The following is a 15,100-nucleotide window of genomic DNA, read 5'->3' as shown; positions in this document are numbered from 1 at the left end:
TGTAAAAAAACAAAGGCCCCTTCATCGGGGCCTTTGTCGTTTATGCCTGTTGGACGGCATGACCTTTGCTGTGATTCTGTCTACAAGAGTGCCATCAAATTAATGGCGTCAGACGTAGAGGGATTCAAAGTGTCAGCCGTTCTCTCACTGTTACAAAGCCGTCTGTTGCGGCCCGTGTTCGTTACCCTTGGTATCGCTCTTTTGGTGCAAGTGCTGGTGGCCGTCGCCCTGACGCGGAGCACCGTGACCGCGCTGGAAGCCGATCTCGGCACTCGCCTGGGCGCGGATAGCCAGAAGTTGTCCGGAGAGCTGGAGCAGGCCGGGCGCGAAGTCACGTCGAGTCTCGACAACCTCTCCTCGAGTACCCGTCAGCGTCTTACCGCCGGTCTTTCCTCGCGTCTGAAGGAGGAGCAGTCGCAGCTGCGTGCGACGTTGGAAAAAGACCTGAAGGATTCGGCCAATGACATGGCTCAGTTGCTGGCCTCCGTGGCGCCCCGTGCCATGTGGGACAGCGACGTACCGACCCTTTCCGAATTCGCCCGCCGGGCCCAGCGTAATCCCAACGTGCTGTTCGTGGTGTATGACGACGCCACCGGCCAGCATCTGACTCGCTACCTCAACCGCGAAAACCCGATCAACAAGGCCCTTTTGGAAAAGGGTCAGGGCGAGCGGGCGCTGGATAAAGTGCTGGATGCGGCGAAGAACGATCCGTCGGTCTACTACCTTGAAGCTTCGATCAATCCCAATGGCGTGGAAATCGGCAAAGTGCTGATGGGCGTCTCGACCGCCTCGGTTGAAACCGATCTGGCAGCGCTCGATCAGCGCTTCACAGCGTTGATTGCCAGCAGCGATCAACTGGTTGGCGACAGCCTCAAAGGCGCCGCTGCCGACAGCGCCACCGCCATGCGTGCGCGCCTGCAATCGGCGCAATCCACGGCTGCCGAAATGAAGGCCAACACCACCAGTACCGTACAGGACGCAGCAGCAACTCTGCGCTGGCGTATCGGTATGGGCCTGGCGCTGGTCGGTGCCGGGGTGCTGTTGCTGCTGGCGGTGGTGCTCGGTCATCGAGTGGTCAATCGCCTGAAAATGCTCAACGCCGCCATGGATGATCTGGCAGCCGGCGAGGGCGATCTGACCAAGCGCGTGCAGATCAACAGCAAGGACGAAATCGGCGACATGGCTTCGGCGGTCAATCGCTTTGTGGACAAGTTGCAGCCGATCGTGCGCGAGGCCGGGGATGTGGCTCAGCGCACCGGTGTGGAAATCGGCGCCATGACCCTGCGCAACGCCGGGGCCGACGCAGCGGCCGGGATGCAGCGTGATGAAGTGGCCGAAAGTCTGCGGGCGCTGTCGCAAATGGCCGATGAGGCTCAGTCGGAAAGCCATGCGATGCAGGCGGCGTTGAAGCAGGTGGTCGATATTCGTCAGGCCACTGACGAGAACACTCGCACCTCGGCCAAGGTCGGCAGCTTGATCGAGGCGCTGGCGGGGCAGGTCGACACCGGGGCGAAAGTCATCGAGCGGCTGGCGCAGCAGAGCGAACAGATCGAAGTGGTGCTGACCGTGATTCACGGCATCGCCGAGCAAACCAACCTGTTGGCGCTAAACGCTGCCATCGAAGCGGCCCGGGCCGGCGAGACCGGTCGCGGGTTTGCAGTGGTGGCGGACGAAGTCCGAGCGCTGGCGAGCAAGACCCAAAGCTCCACCGGAGACATTCAAGCGCACATCGTGGCTCTGCAGCAGGGCGCCCGTGAAGCGGTCGAGGCGATCGGTCAGGCCGGGCGTCAGGCCAGCGAAGGTTTGCTGGTGCTGCGTGACAGTGCGCGGTTGCAGCAATCGGTGCAGGCGTCGGTCGAGCAGGTGCATGCGGCGATTGGCCTGGCGACTCAGGCAGCGGCGCATCAGGCGCAAGGCGCGCAGGCTGTGCGGGGGCGCGTCGAAACGATTCATGCCCAGGCCGAGAAAGCCGCACAGGCGGTCGTCGAGACCACGGCCAGCGGCAAGGTGCTGGATGGTCTGGCGGCGCAACTCAAGGCCAGTCTGGGGCAGTTCCGAGCTTGATGTAGCGGGCAAAAAAATCGCAGCTTCGGCTGCGATTTTTTTTATCGGCTCAAATACATCCGGGTTGTCAGCAGGTAGACGGGCAATCCCGACACCACAATCAACAACGCCGCATAAGGCGCCGCCGCTGCGAACTCGACATTTGCGGTATGCGCCCAGACTTCAGTCGCCAATGTGTTGAGCCCGGTCGGACTCAGCAGCAATGTAGCCGTCAGTTCTTTCATGGCATCCAGAAACACCAGCGCAAAGGCTGCGCCCAGTGCCGGGAAGATGATCGGTAAAGTCACCCGGCAGAACGCCGTGAACGAAGAGGCGCCGAGGGTGCGGGCGGCTTCTTCGAGTTGCGGCGCGGCCTTGTTCAACGCCGTGCGGATCGGCGCCTGAGCCAGCGGCAGAAACAGCAGTGCATACGCAATCAGCAATAGCGCGGAAGTCTGGTACAGCGCCGGCACGTAATGCAGGGCGAAATACACTAGCGTCAACGCTATTACCAATCCCGGCAGGGCGTGCAGCAGATAGGGCAGGCGTTCGGCCCAGATCGCCAGTTGGCCCTTGTAGCGCACCACCAGCAGTCCGACCGGCACCGCCAGCACCAGACACAATCCAGCGCCACCGAGCGAAAGTGCCAATGAGGACAGCAAGGCTTCAGTGATCGCCGCAACCGGGAATGCCGCTGACGATCCCACGGCGAGCCAGTAGGCCAGCATGCCCAGCGGAATCCCGCTGCCGACAATCGCCAGCATCAGGCAATACAGCTGACCGGCAATCGCCCAAGGGCCCAGTCGCACTTGTTCAGCTCGACGCGCCGCACCCTGGCCGGTACGTACATGTCGTCCCTTGCCGCGCACCCGCAACTCCAGCCACAACAGCATCAGGCACAGCGCCAGCAACACTGCCGACAGCATCGCCGCGTTGGCATTGCTGAATTCCAGTTCGAATTGCTGATAGATCGCAGTGGTGAAGGTTTGCAGGCCAATGATCGACAGTGCGCCGAATTCCACCAGCATGTGCAGCGCAATCAGCAGCGAACCGGCCAGCAGCGAAGGCCAGAGCAGCGGCAGGGTGACGCGGAAAAACACGCCCCAGCGATTCTGTCCCAGGGTGCGAGCGGACTCCTCAAGAGAAGGATCAAGATTGCGCAGCGTGGCGGCTACCGGTAGGAAGATCAGCGGGTACTTCGACAGGCTCATCACCAGGATCGCCCCGCCGAGTCCTTCGAACTGTGCGCTGAGCGAAACCCAGGTAAAGCTGCTGACGAATGCCGGCACCGCGAACGGCAGGCAAAGAATCACGCCCCACAGCCGTCGCCCCGGCAAGTTGCTGCGCTCCAGCAGCCACGCCAGCGACAGACCGATCACGCCACAGGTCACGGTCACGCCAACCATCAGCGCCAGCGTGTTGCGCAGCAGGCCGAACACATAGGGGCGCCACAGCAAGTGCAGCGCTTCGGTCCAGCCCGCCTGCCAGGCCTTGAGCCCGACGTAGGCCAGCGGCAACAGGCTCATGACCACCAGCAACAACACCGGCAGCACCAGCCAGATCGACGGCCGCTTGCGCCTTGGCACGTAGCCCCCGCGTGTAGCGGGGGCGGATAACGATGCGGTCATCAGTTCAGGCCAACTTCACGTTCCAGCTCCAGCGCTTCTTCGGCGTTGCCCAGATCGGCCGGCGTGACGTCCGGCGCTTCCAGTTCGCTGAACGGCTTGAGGCCGCGATCCGATTCCATGCCTTTGTGCAGCGGGTATTCGGCGGTGGTCTGGGTGATCACGCGCTGGCCTTCTTCGCTGGCCATGTAGGCGAGAAATTGCTGGGCTTCTTTTGGGTGTTTGCTGGATTTCAGCACGGCTGCGCTGGAAACGGTGATCAGGCCGCCAACGTCGCCGCCGGTGAAGTAATGCAGTTTCGAATCAAGCTGGCCTTTTTCCCGTTGCAGGGCGAACCAGTAGTAGTTGTTCACCAGCACGGTGGCGACTTCGCCGTTTTCCACAGCCTTGAGGGCGACCATGTTGTTGCTGTAGGTCTTGCCGAAGGCACGCAGACCGGTCAGCCATTCTTCGGCGGCTTCGCGACCGTGCTTTTTGATGATGGCGACAGCCTGTTCCTGAAATGCGCCGCTGGTCGGGACGAAGCCGACCTTGCCTTGCCACTGCGGATCGGCGAAATCCAGCACCGATTTCGGCAGGTCTTTTTCGTCGATCAGTTTCGGGTTGAAGGCCACCACGCGAACCCGGGCGGTGACGCCGATCCAGGTGCCGTTGCCGGCGACGTATTTTTTCGGCAGAACGGCCAGGGTCGCATCGTCAGCCTTGGCCAGCAGGCCTTGCTCGCCGAGGTTGTTCAGCGGCGGGGATTCTTCGGTGTAGATGACGTCGGCGGGCGAGCGGTCGCCTTCTTCAATGATCTGGCTGGCCAGCTGGTTGCTGCTGCCCTTGCGCACATTCACGTGAATGCCGGTCTTGGCTTCGAAGGCTTTGGCGATCGCGTCGCCGACTTCCTTGTGTTGACCGTTGTAGAGCGTCAGGGAAACCGTGTCGGCAGCCTGGGTGAGGGGAGTGGCGAGTGCCAGGCCGAGCAGGGTGAAGGTCAAGCCGCGGCGCAGGGTATTTCGAAACATCATTCGCAGGGTTCCTCACTGTCGCATTGCAAAAACTTGCAACAATGATAAACGATATTGTTTCTCAAGTGCGCCTTGCAGGGAGGGGGTGGGTCTGATAGGCGTTGGGATTCAGGTTTTCCAAACCCCGGAAACGCAAAAACCCGCTTTCGCGGGTTTTTGTGAGATTCAAGATCGTGATCTTGAATTTGAATTGGTGCCCAGAAGAAGACTCGAACTTCCACGACCGTAAGGTCACCAGCACCTGAAGCTGGCGTGTCTACCAATTTCACCATCTGGGCTTCATCTTCAGCGTCGCCGCTGTTGATGTGGCGCACTATACGGAGCGCCTTTTGATCTGTAAACCCCTGATTTGATTTTAATAAATCAATTTCAGAAAAAGCGGGGCGCAGAATGCAAAAAACCCGCTTTCGCGGGTTTTTGTGTGAGTCTTGAAACTGATCTAGTCTCAAACTCGAAATTGGTGCCCAGGAGAAGACTCGAACTTCCACGACCGTAAGGTCACCAGCACCTGAAGCTGGCGTGTCTACCAATTTCACCACCTGGGCATCTCGTCAACGTGTGTACGTCGTCGATGGCGCGCACTATACGGAGCGACTTTTTAACTGTAAACCCCTGCCGGCAAAAAAAATGATTTTTTTTACCAGCGGTGTTCAAAACGGCTTTCGAACGTCGATAGAGGGCTTTAGAAAGGCCTTTATAGTCTGAAATTTCCCGTTTGATGGCGCCTATGCCAAACTAACCCGCATATAGACAAGGTGAAAACTCTCTAATGGCCGATTGGCAGTCCCTCGATCCCGAGGCCGCTCGTGAAGCGGAAAAATATGAAAACCCTATTCCCAGCCGCGAACTGATCCTTCAGCACCTTGCTGATCGAGGTTCGCCTGCTGCCCGCGAGCAACTGGTCGAAGAATTTGGTCTGACCACAGAAGACCAGATCGAAGCCCTGCGCCGCCGCCTGCGCGCCATGGAGCGCGATGCTCAACTGATCTATACCCGCCGTGGCACGTATGCACCAGTCGACAAGCTCGACCTGATCCTCGGTCGCGTCAGTGGTCACCGGGACGGCTTCGGCTTCCTGGTGCCGGATGACGGCTCCGACGACCTGTTCATGAGCCCGGCGCAAATGCGTCTGGTGTTCGACGGCGACCGTGCCCTGGCGCGTGTTTCCGGCCTGGACCGTCGCGGTCGTCGCGAAGGCGTGATCGTCGAAGTGGTGTCCCGTGCCCACGAAAGCATCGTCGGCCGCTACTTCGAAGAAGGCGGTATCGGCTTCGTCGTCGCGGACAACCCGAAGATCCAGCAGGAAGTGCTGGTGACGCCGGGCCGTAACGCCAACGCCCAGATCGGTCAGTTCGTCGAGGTGAAAATCACCCACTGGCCGACTCCGCGCTTCCAGCCGCAAGGCGACGTGATCGAAGTCGTCGGCAACTACATGGCGCCGGGCATGGAAATCGATGTCGCCCTGCGCACCTACGACATTCCGCACGTCTGGCCTGAAGCCGTTCTGAAGGAAGCCGGCAAACTCAAGCCGGAAGTCGAAGAAAAAGACAAAGAGAAGCGCGTCGACCTGCGCCATCTGCCGTTCGTCACCATTGACGGCGAAGATGCCCGCGACTTTGACGACGCGGTCTACTGCGAAGCCAAGCCAGGCAAGCTGCGCCTGTTCTCCGGCGGCTGGAAGTTGTACGTGGCGATTGCAGACGTTTCCAGCTATGTGAAGATCGGTTCGGCTCTGGATAACGAAGCCCAGGTGCGCGGCAACTCGGTGTACTTCCCCGAGCGCGTGGTGCCGATGCTGCCGGAGCAGTTGTCCAACGGCCTGTGCTCGCTGAATCCGCACGTCGATCGTCTGGCCATGGTTTGCGAGATGACCATCTCCAAGTCCGGCGAAATGACCGACTACTGCTTCTATGAAGCGGTGATCCACTCCCACGCCCGTCTGACCTATAACAAGGTCAGCGCGATGCTGGAAACGCCGAAGGCGACCGAAGGGCGCAAGCTTCGCGGTGAATACACCGACGTCCTGCCGCACCTCAAGCAACTCTACGCGCTGTACAAGGTATTGCTGGCTGCCCGTCATGTGCGTGGCGCGATCGATTTCGAAACGCAAGAAACCCGGATCATCTTCGGTTCCGAGCGCAAGATTGCCGAAATCCGTCCGACTACCCGTAATGACGCGCACAAGCTGATCGAGGAATGCATGCTGGCGGCCAACGTGGCCACCGCTGAGTTCCTGAAAAAGCACGAAATCCCTGCGCTGTACCGCGTCCACGACGGCCCGCCACCGGAGCGTCTGGAAAAGCTGCGCGCGTTCCTCGGCGAACTCGGCCTGTCCCTGCACAAAGGCAAGGATGGTCCGTCGCCGAAGGACTATCAGGCACTGTTGGCCAGCATCAAGGATCGTCCGGATTTCCACCTGATCCAGACCGTGATGCTGCGCTCCCTGAGCCAGGCGGTGTACAGCGCCCAGAACGAAGGCCACTTCGGCCTGAATTACGAAGCCTATACCCACTTCACCTCGCCGATCCGTCGTTACCCGGACCTGCTCACGCACCGGGCGATCCGCAGCGTGATCCATTCGAAACAGGACACCCCGCACGTTCGCCGTGCCGGTGCGATGACCATTCCGAAGGCGCGCATCTATCCGTACGACGAAGCAGCGCTGGAGCAACTCGGCGAGCAGTGCTCGATGAGCGAGCGCCGTGCCGACGAAGCGACCCGCGACGTGGTGAACTGGCTCAAGTGCGAGTTCATGAAAGACCGCGTGGGCGAATCGTTCCCGGGCGTGATCACTGCCGTGACCGGTTTCGGGCTGTTCGTCGAACTGACCGATATTTACGTCGAAGGTCTGGTGCATGTTACGGCGTTGCCGGGTGACTACTACCACTTCGACCCTGTGCACCACCGCCTGGCGGGCGAGCGCACCGGTCGCAGCTTCCGTCTTGGCGATACCGTTGAGGTGCGGGTGATGCGCGTCGATCTCGACGAGCGCAAGATCGACTTCGAGATGGCTGAAAAAACCATTAGCGCGCCGATCGGTCGCAAGAAGCGTGGCACCGAGACGACCGCTCCAGCGGCCAAGGTTGTGGAAGAAAAGGCTCCGGCAAAAACTGCCAGCCGTCGTCCGGCCAAGGAAAAAGCCGTCGAGGCTTATCGTCCGAGCGATGCCGTGGCGAAAAACGCCGAACTGCGCAAAAGCCGTGAAATGAAGAAGGCCTTGCTGGCCGACGCCAAAAACGGTGGTAAAGCGGCGTCCGGGGGAAAGACCGGACGGTCGGTGCCTGACAAGGCTTCCGGCGGCAAGCCAGCCAAACCGAGCAAACACCGTAAAGGCCCGCCGAAAGCGGGTTCCGCTCCAGCCAAAAGTGGCGGGGCGCGTAAACCGAAGGCGAAGTCATGAGTCAGTTGGAAAAAATCTACGGCGTTCACGCGGTAGAAGCGTTGCTGCGTCACCACCCTAAACGCGTCAAGCAGATCTGGCTGGCCGAGAGTCGCAACGATCCGCGGGTGCAGACGCTGATCGAGCTGGCCAACGAAAACCGGGTCCAGATCGGTCAGGCCGAGCGCCGCGAAATGGACGCCTGGGTCGAAGGCGTGCACCAGGGCGTGGTGGCGGACGTCAGTCCGAGCCAGGTCTGGGGCGAGGCGATGCTGGACGAGCTGCTCGATCGCACCGAAGGCGCGCCGCTGTTGCTGGTGCTCGACGGCGTGACCGACCCGCACAACCTCGGCGCCTGCCTGCGTTCGGCGGATGCCGCCGGTGCGCTGGCGGTCATCGTGCCAAAAGACAAGTCGGCCACCCTGACCCCTGTGGTGCGTAAAGTGGCTTGCGGCGCGGCGGAGGTGATTCCTCTGGTGGCGGTGACCAACCTTGCTCGCACCCTGGAAAAACTCCAGCAGCGCGGGTTGTGGATTGTCGGCACGGCGGGTGAGGCCGAAGTCAGCATCTATGACCAGGATCTGACTGGTCCGACCATCCTGATCATGGGTGCCGAAGGCAAAGGCATGCGTCGTCTGACCCGTGAACATTGCGATTATCTGGTGCACCTGCCGATGGCCGGTAGCGTCAGCAGTCTCAACGTCTCGGTTGCGACCGGCGTGTGCCTGTTCGAGGCCCAGCGTCAGCGCGGTGCCAAGGCCAAGGCGGCTAAAAAGGCTTAAGCCTCACGGCGTCATAAATGTGGGAGCGAGCCTGCTCGCGAAGCGGAGTTACATTCAGCATCATTGTTGGATGTTAAGCCGCCATCGCGAGCAGGCTCGCTCCCACAGTGTTTTCTGGTGTGGCAGAAAGTGTGACTGTTCAAATAATCACCAATTGCCTTGCACCTCTTCAGTCCCTTCTCTACAATTGCGCCCCTTGCTGTGGCGGCAGGCATGCATGTGCCCCGCGCCAGCAAGTCCATAAGTGTCATTCACTCCTTGTCTGACCGTTTTTGAGCGGCAGGCTACAACCCGTAAGGAGCATTCATGCGTCATTACGAAATCATCTTTCTGGTCCACCCTGACCAGAGCGAGCAAGTCGGCGGCATGGTTGAGCGTTACACCAAGCTGATCGAAGAAGACGGCGGCAAAATCCACCGTCTGGAAGACTGGGGCCGTCGTCAACTGGCCTACGCAATCAACAATGTTCACAAGGCTCACTACGTGATGCTGAACGTTGAGTGCACCGGCAAGGCCCTGGCCGAGCTGGAAGACAACTTCCGCTACAACGATGCTGTGATCCGTAACCTGGTCATCCGTCGCGACGAAGCCGTTACCGGCCAGTCCGAGATGCTCAAGGCTGAAGAAAACCGCAGTGAGCGCCGTGAGCGTCGCGAACGTCCTGAGCACGATGGCAGCGCCGATGGCGATGACAGCGATAGCGACAGCGACAACAGCGATAACGCTGACGAGTAATCCACGGACCTTTTAAGGAGCCTATCAAATGGCACGTTTCTTCCGTCGTCGTAAATTCTGCCGCTTCACCGCTGAAGACGTGAAGGAGATCGATTACAAAGATCTCAACACTCTGAAAGCCTACGTATCCGAGACCGGCAAAATCGTTCCAAGCCGCATCACCGGTACCAAAGCTCGTTATCAGCGTCAGCTGGCCACCGCTATCAAGCGCGCCCGCTTCCTGGCCCTGCTGGCCTACACCGACAGCCACGGCCGCTGAGACCGGGCAGTCGACAAGTAGCAAAGGATTGAATGCATGCGTGCCTTAGCTGAGTTCATCATGCGCGGCCGTATGCAGGCCACTCTCGTAGTGGCCGGGTGTGCAACATTGCCGTTGTTGTATTGGTTGGGTGCTGCCGCCGGGAGCCTGGTGCTTCTGCGGCGCGGATTGACCGACGCCCTGGGCGTCGTGTCGCTGGGACTGCTGCCGGCATTGATCTGGTGGTTGTATGCCGATGACCCACGGGCACTTCTGGTGCTGCTGGGGTCTTCGGGGCTTGCGCTGGTGTTGCGCGCAAGCGAGTCCTGGGTCCGTACGCTGCTGGTCAGCGTAGCCATGGGGCTGGTGTTTTCAGTGGTGCTCGGGGCGGCGTTCGCGCCCCAGATCGAGATGCTGGCGCAGGCCTTGGTAAAGGTCATGCCCGCGCTTCTCGGTGATGCCTACCAACAATTGTCGGTAGACGAGCAGGCGCGTTTCGCGTCGCTGATCGCACCGGTCCTGACCGGCCTGATTGCGGCCTTGTTGCAGATCGTCAGCGTGCTGAGCCTGATTGTCGGGCGTTATTGGCAGGCGTTGTTGTACAACCCGGGTGGTTTTGGTCGCGAGTTTCGCGCCATCCGGATCCCGCTGGGGCCGGCGATGTTGCTGCTGGCGTTGATGCTTCTGGGCCCGAATCTCGGTGCACAGATGGCCATGTTGACGCCGTTGTGCAGTGTACCGCTGGTGTTCGCCGGGCTGGCCCTGATTCACGGGCTGGTGGCGCAAAGGCGACTGGCCGGTTTCTGGCTGGTGGGGTTGTACGTGACGCTGTTGCTGTTCATGCAGCTGATCTATCCGTTGCTCGTGGTTCTGGCCATTGTCGACAGCCTGATTGATTTTCGCGGTCGGGTGTCGAAAGACACCGATAACGCGAACGGTGAAGGTTAAAAGTTAAGAGGATTTCCACATGCAACTGATCCTTCTGGAAAAAATCGCCAACCTGGGCAACCTGGGCGACAAAGTAAACGTTAAGGCCGGTTACGGCCGTAACTACCTGCTGCCTTTCGGCAAAGCCACCGCTGCGACCGCTGCCAACCTGGCCGCGTTCGAAGAGCGTCGCGCTGAGCTGGAAAAAGCCGCCGCAGACCGTAAAGCATCGGCTGAAAGCCGTGCTGCCCAACTGGCCGAGCTGGAAGTGACCATCACTGCCACCGCTGGCGACGAAGGCAAGCTGTTCGGTTCGATCGGTACTCACGACATCGCTGACGCACTGACCGCCTCCGGCGTTGAAGTGCAGAAGAGCGAAGTTCGTCTGCCGAACGGCACCATCCGCAACGTGGGTGAATTCGACGTGGCCGTGCACCTGCACGCCGAAGTTGAAGCCACCGTGCGCGTTGTCGTGGTAGCAGCTTAAGCAACACCCTGATCGACTGGCGGCTTGTCCGTCAGACGGTTAACATCGGGCACGATCCTGTTTACAGGTCGTGCCCTTTGTCTTTCTGCACTCCCTGCTTTTCCTGATTAAAAAGTGGCCATGAACGAAATCTCCGCTCCCGAGCAATACGATCTGCAAACTGCCGCGCTGAAGGTGCCGCCGCATTCCATCGAGGCCGAACAGGCTGTACTCGGTGGTCTGATGCTGGACAACAACGCCTGGGAACGCGTGCTCGATCAAGTCTCCGACGGCGATTTCTACCGACATGACCACCGTCTGATTTTCCGTGCGATCGCCAAACTGGCCGATCAGAACTTGCCGATCGATGTCGTGACCCTTGCCGAGCAACTGGACAAGGAAGGTCAGACTTCGCAGGTCGGCGGCCTCGGTTACCTTGGCGAACTGGCGAAAAACACGCCGTCCGTCGCCAACATCAAGGCTTATGCGCAGATCGTCCGCCAACGTGCGACGTTGCGTCAGTTGATCGGTATCAGTACCGAAATTGCCGACAGCGCCTTCAATCCCGAAGGTCGCACCGCCGAGGAAATCCTCGACGAAGCCGAGCGGCAGATCTTCGCGATTGCCGAAGCCCGGCCAAAAACCGGCGGCCCGGTGGGTGTGAATGACCTGTTGACCAAGGCCATCGACCGCATCGATACCCTGTTCAACACCGCCGACTCGATCACTGGCCTGTCCACCGGCTACACCGACCTCGACGAGAAGACCAGCGGCCTGCAACCGGCCGACTTGATCATCGTCGCCGGCCGTCCTTCGATGGGTAAGACGACTTTCGCGATGAACCTGGTGGAAAACGCCGTGTTGCGCAGCGACAAGGTGGTGCTGGTGTACTCCCTCGAGATGCCAGGCGAATCGCTGATCATGCGTATGCTGTCGTCCCTCGGCCGTATCGACCAGACCAAGGTGCGTTCCGGCCAGTTGGAAGATGACGACTGGCCGCGCCTGACCTCGGCGGTCAACCTGCTCAACGACCGCAAGCTGTTCATCGATGACACCGCCGGCATCAGCCCGTCGGAGATGCGTGCCCGGACCCGGCGTCTGGTGCGCGAGCACGGCGACATCGGCCTGATCATGATCGACTACCTGCAGCTGATGCAGATCCCGGGTTCCAGCGGCGACAACCGGACCAACGAGATTTCCGAGATCTCCCGATCCCTGAAAGCCCTGGCCAAGGAATTCAACTGCCCGGTAGTCGCCCTGTCACAGCTCAACCGCTCCCTGGAACAACGTCCCAACAAGCGTCCGGTGAACTCCGACTTGCGGGAATCCGGAGCGATCGAGCAGGACGCCGACGTGATCATGTTCGTGTACCGGGACGAGGTGTATCACCCGGAAACCGAACACAAGGGCATCGCCGAAATCATCATCGGCAAACAGCGGAACGGCCCGATCGGCTTTATCCGTCTGGCGTTCATCGGTAAATACACCCGTTTCGAGAACCTTGCCCCGGGTAGCTATAACTTCGACGATGACGAGTAAGGACTAAGCGTTTCAACCGACTGCATCAGCCGGTTGAAACGGATGCTTCCGACAATCGTTGCTACAGGTCGGCTGAATTGTCGGAGAAGGGCGGTCCTATTTCGCCAGTTCAAATATTTTTCGTGCCGTTTTGCCGTCGAACGATTCACGCCAGATCGGGACGTGCGGCAAGCCGGCCTGCTCATCCTGGCGCTGGGACGAGGCGCCCCGTCTGGCCTGATCGAGCTTTTTGAGATGGGCACCCTTGACCGTGAAGTTCAGCGCGACGCTGTTCTTCCTGTCGTAGTGAAAATGGGCTTCCCACAAAGGTGAACCGTCGGATCGATCAGTGATGGAATAAACGTCCAGAAATGATTTGTTCTGGCCTTTGCCTACCGGCTGGCGATCAACAGTCCTGGTCGCGCCGAGCTCCGCGTGATCCAGCAGATAGTTCAGGCGCAGTATGTCCAGCACGTCCCGATCTTTGTACATCCGTATCAGGATCTTCTGTCCTTCGGCGGTCAATAAATTGCCAGCGTTTCGCAGACGACCGACCAGCCCCGTGATCTCGCGGTCCTCGGTTCCCTTGCTGTGGTGTTCAAGCAAACGTGCCTGCTCGTTGAGTCGGTCCGCCTCGGTACCCAGAAACTCGATGATTTCCGTCGGGTTGGTTTTTCCGGTTTCCTTGGCTCTTGCTTCGTCCTGATGAGTTTTGACTTCGGCCAACAAGCGGTTCGCTTCGCCAAGCAGCTGTAGCCTGGTCGTTGCGCCAATCGGCGGGCGTACGGGCAACCATTCACCTTCGCGTTTTTCGTATCGCTGAGGCAGATTGTTTGGGTGGAAAGGATCAGGCACCTTGAGGGTGACGTTGCCGTCTGGGGCAATTTCCTGTTCTCCCACCAGTACCTTGTAGGTGCCGCGCTGGCGGGTTCGAAATATTTTCCTTGGAGGAGGGGGAGGCGCCGCTTCCGCATGGACCGGTTGTGCAGGAACAAAATCGAAATCGATCTCCTGATCAAGACGGGGAAGCTCGGTATTGCGGTCAAAGGTGGCAAAGATCTCGGTCAGCGTGCTCTCGATTCTCTTCTCGAACAAATCGGTCAGCGCGATGATTTCTCTGAGGTGAGCAGTGTTTTCAGGCGTCTCGGAGGCCACTTGCGCTTCAAAACGGATCTTCTCTGCCTTGATCTGATCGAGGGCCAACAGCAGCGCGGGCGGTTGCTCTCGCCTGGGCACATTTTCCAGGTCTTCGCTGAACAGGCGGGCAGCCCGCGCCGATTGCATACCTGTGCCGGCAGGGTTTTCGGGGTTGTTCGCAAACAGGTACAGGTAGGCTATCAGCTTGTTGCAATTGACTTCGTCGACTCCGTGAACGCTGCGGTTCATTTCGTCCAGTTCAAATGAGTGTCTCGGTGTAATTTGTTTGATCTGGTCCACTACCGTTTGACGGATGTCGAGGAGCTTGAGCTTCCTGTTGTAATGCCCAATCAGTTTCCTGTAACTATCGAGGGTGTAGGCCTGTACGCTGGGCTTGATTCGCAAATCCATTATTTGCAGGAGGCTGTTCAGGGCCACCACTCTGTCCATCCGGATTTTCTGCAAGCTCTGTGTGGTGAATCTTTCTTTGATTTGATGCTTCCAGTCCTCGTGGTCGATGAACCTTTTTGCAAAGTCATCGTGCAGCCGGGTGTGCTTGAACAGGAACAATTCAAGTTCGGCAAAGCTCAAGGGGCGTTCGGCACTTCCATCGGGGAGGGCAAAAGCCTTTACCCACAGGGCATTGGCGACATCGGTTGACTGGTTGATTGCTGCGTGAGCCGCCTCGAAGGGTTCCCATCCCACATGTTGGACCTGGGGTATCTGAACTCCCCGACGACGGTGCATTCCTCCCTTCAGACCCACGGATACTGCAAACCAGGCGTTCGCCTCGCCGCGGGAAATCGCCAGGGTTTCACCGGGCCGACTCGCGTTGTAGATATTTGTATCGTCGTTTGCCACGGGATCCGTGGGTTTGACAATGCGCCAGACCTTCTGTTGAGGAGAGGATGCATCGATATCCTGCATGACTTGATAGGCCTGATTTTCAATGACGACGTAACGCTTGCCTTCGAACGCGTATATCCCGTTGTCATCCGCCACCGCGTCAGTGAAGTCCAGAGAGGTACGGAAGTCTTCCAGGCGACGGCTGCTCAGACTGAAGGTCATCGACTCCGGATCGAGCATCGGGTACCAGAGCCTGCTGTCGGGGTCTTGCAGAAGCAGCGGGCCGGACGGGACTCGCTCACTGCTCAGCCTGGCGCGGTACAGGCCGCTCTCGCTGTCCAGGCCGACCAGAAAGATGCTGCCGTCGAGCATGTCGACAAACTGCCGTCCC

At 59.5% G+C, this 15,100-nt stretch carries 11 protein-coding genes and 2 tRNA genes; 8 read left to right on the top strand and 5 right to left on the bottom strand.

Translation table 11 applies throughout. The features are described from left to right. The first annotated feature begins 129 nt into the window (after positions 1-129). Entirely contained in the window at positions 130-2,064 is a 1,935-nt protein-coding gene (locus ACM6JM_RS12460; protein ID WP_085667725.1) for a methyl-accepting chemotaxis protein, read from the top strand. 41 nt (positions 2,065-2,105) lie between these two features. Here ACM6JM_RS12460 and ACM6JM_RS12455 read toward each other — a convergent pair whose 3' ends face one another. The 4 genes from ACM6JM_RS12455 to ACM6JM_RS12440 form a co-directional block, all read right to left on the bottom strand. After that, a complete protein-coding gene (locus ACM6JM_RS12455; RefSeq protein WP_064593105.1) occupies positions 2,106-3,671 on the bottom strand; it encodes an ABC transporter permease in 1,566 nt (521 codons plus the stop codon). Further along, a complete protein-coding gene (locus ACM6JM_RS12450) occupies positions 3,671-4,681 on the bottom strand; it encodes an extracellular solute-binding protein (protein WP_085648072.1) in 1,011 nt (336 codons plus the stop codon). Before ACM6JM_RS12450 ends, ACM6JM_RS12455 begins: the two co-directional genes overlap by 1 nt. Before the next feature lie 191 nt (positions 4,682-4,872). Beyond that, positions 4,873-4,959 (bottom strand) — tRNA-Leu (locus ACM6JM_RS12445). Between the two features lie 180 nt (positions 4,960-5,139). Continuing rightward, a tRNA-Leu gene (locus ACM6JM_RS12440) sits at positions 5,140-5,226 on the bottom strand. Positions 5,227-5,450: 224 nt separating this feature from the next. Here ACM6JM_RS12440 and rnr point away from each other — a divergent pair. The 7 genes from rnr (at position 5,451) to dnaB (ending at position 12,747) form a co-directional block, all read left to right on the top strand. Further along, positions 5,451-8,081 (top strand): ribonuclease R, encoded by a 2,631-nt coding sequence (rnr, locus tag ACM6JM_RS12435; protein WP_414881997.1) that lies wholly within the window; start codon positions 5,451-5,453, stop codon positions 8,079-8,081. Further along, on the top strand, positions 8,078-8,842 hold the full coding sequence (rlmB, locus tag ACM6JM_RS12430) for a 23S rRNA (guanosine(2251)-2'-O)-methyltransferase RlmB (protein WP_039766671.1): 765 nt from the start codon (positions 8,078-8,080) through the stop codon (positions 8,840-8,842). Before rnr ends, rlmB begins: the two co-directional genes overlap by 4 nt. A gap of 306 nt (positions 8,843-9,148) precedes the next feature. After that, a complete protein-coding gene (gene rpsF, locus ACM6JM_RS12425) occupies positions 9,149-9,577 on the top strand; it encodes a 30S ribosomal protein S6 (protein ID WP_007950702.1) in 429 nt (142 codons plus the stop codon). 28 nt (positions 9,578-9,605) lie between these two features. Next, positions 9,606-9,836, top strand: coding sequence for a 30S ribosomal protein S18 (gene rpsR, locus ACM6JM_RS12420; protein ID WP_002551829.1), 231 nt, complete (start codon positions 9,606-9,608; stop codon positions 9,834-9,836). A 36-nt stretch (positions 9,837-9,872) separates the two neighbouring features. Next, positions 9,873-10,763: a hypothetical protein gene (locus ACM6JM_RS12415; RefSeq protein ID WP_039766674.1), complete on the top strand. Its 891-nt coding sequence runs from the start codon at positions 9,873-9,875 to the stop codon at positions 10,761-10,763. A 19-nt stretch (positions 10,764-10,782) separates the two neighbouring features. Continuing rightward, positions 10,783-11,229: a 50S ribosomal protein L9 gene (gene rplI / locus ACM6JM_RS12410; RefSeq protein WP_003221136.1), complete on the top strand. Its 447-nt coding sequence runs from the start codon at positions 10,783-10,785 to the stop codon at positions 11,227-11,229. A 120-nt stretch (positions 11,230-11,349) separates the two neighbouring features. After that, the gene (gene dnaB, locus ACM6JM_RS12405; RefSeq protein WP_011332193.1) at positions 11,350-12,747 is read left to right on the top strand and encodes a replicative DNA helicase; all 1,398 of its coding nucleotides are present in this window, start codon (positions 11,350-11,352) and stop codon (positions 12,745-12,747) included. Positions 12,748-12,843: 96 nt separating this feature from the next. On the opposite strand, the gene ACM6JM_RS12400 is transcribed toward dnaB, so the two are convergent. Continuing rightward, positions 12,844-15,100 (bottom strand): hypothetical protein (locus ACM6JM_RS12400; protein WP_414881996.1); only part of this gene is annotated, 2,257 nt, incomplete at its 5' end.

Source organism: Pseudomonas sp. IT-P2, assembly GCF_949767575.1.
Taxonomy (GTDB): domain Bacteria; phylum Pseudomonadota; class Gammaproteobacteria; order Pseudomonadales; family Pseudomonadaceae; genus Aquipseudomonas; species Aquipseudomonas pharyngis.
The sequence above is the reverse complement of the archived record's forward strand: the minus strand, read 5'-3'. Positions and strand labels throughout refer to the sequence as shown.